Genomic DNA, 1,491 nt, shown 5'->3' with positions numbered 1-1,491 from the left:
GTAGATGATACGGCAAGTGTAGATGAAGACGACACGGTAAACATCGTAGTATTAGACGACGATAATTTTGGAGGTGATGGCCCAAGTACTGGTACCATTACCATTACAACGTCACCAACTAATGGAACAGCGACAGTAAACGATGGCGGTACACCAAATGATCCAACGGATGATACGATAGATTACACACCAAATGCCGACTATAACGGTCCCGACCAGATCACCTATGAGATCTGTGATGCGGACGGGGACTGTGCAACGGCAGTAATTGACGTTACTGTGGACCCGGTGAACGACACGCCATCAGCGGTGGACGATACGGCCACTGTGGACGAGGACGACACGGTGAACATAGTCGTGTTAGACGACGACGACTTTGGCGGCGATGGCCCCAGCACTGGCACGATTACGATCACCACGCCACCAACTAATGGAACGGCAACGGTAAACGACGGCGGCACGCCGAACGACCCGACTGACGACACGATAGACTATACACCTAACGCGGACTACAACGGTCCCGACCAGATCACCTATGAGATCTGTGATGCGGACGGGGACTGTGCAACGGCAGTAATTGACGTTACTGTAGACCCAGTGAACGATGACCCTGTTGCGAATGATGATGCAGAATCAACAAATGAGAATGTTGATGTGATTATTGATGTTACGGCAAATGATATCGATTCTGATGGTACAATTGATGACACTACTTTAGATTTGGACCCAAGTACCCCAGGTCAACAAAGTACATTTACTGTTCCAGGAGAAGGTACGTTTACAGATAATGGAGATGGAACTGTGACTTTTGACCCTGACCCAGGATTTAATAATGGAACTACTACTATAACGTATACAGTCAATGATAACGATGGTAATGTTTCTAATGAGGCTAATATATCAGTCACTATACCTGCATGTCCAAGTACTGTAGACAGCGATGGTGACGGACTTACAGATTGTGAGGAGACAACGGGTATCGACGATCCGAGTACACCAGACGATCCAACGACGTTCCCAGGTGGTCCGACAAGTGATCCAAACGATCCATGTGATCCAATAGGTATCAATACCACGGACAGCGATGGAGATGGTCTTACGGACTGTGAGGAGACAACGGGCATCGACGATCCGAGTACACCTGACGATCCAACGACGTTCCCAGGCGGACCAACAAGTGATCCGAACGATCCATGTGATCCAATAGGTGTCAATACCACGGACAGCGATGGCGACGGACTTACAGATTGTGAGGAGACAACGGGTATCGACGATCCGAGTACACCAGACGATCCAACGACCTTCCCAGGCGGCCCGACAAGCGATCCAAACGATCCATGCGATCCGATAGGTATCAATACCACGGACAGCGATGGTGACGGACTTACAGATTGTGAGGAGACAACGGGCATCGACGATCCGAGTACACCTGACGATCCAACGACGTTCCCAGGCGGACCAACAAGTGATCCAAACGATCCATGCGATCCG

The 1,491-nt window shown here is 49.8% G+C and carries 1 protein-coding gene; it reads left to right on the top strand.

Features of this window, described 5'->3' with window-relative positions; genetic code table 11:
* On the top strand, positions 1 to 1,491 hold a 1,491-nt coding region (locus tag EYD45_RS17035), incomplete at both ends, for an Ig-like domain-containing protein (protein WP_130965771.1).

This window comes from Hyunsoonleella flava, from assembly GCF_004310325.1.
In the GTDB taxonomy this organism is placed as follows: Bacteria; Bacteroidota; Bacteroidia; order Flavobacteriales; family Flavobacteriaceae; genus Jejuia; species Jejuia flava.
This window is presented reverse-complemented; position numbering and strand designations above follow the sequence as displayed.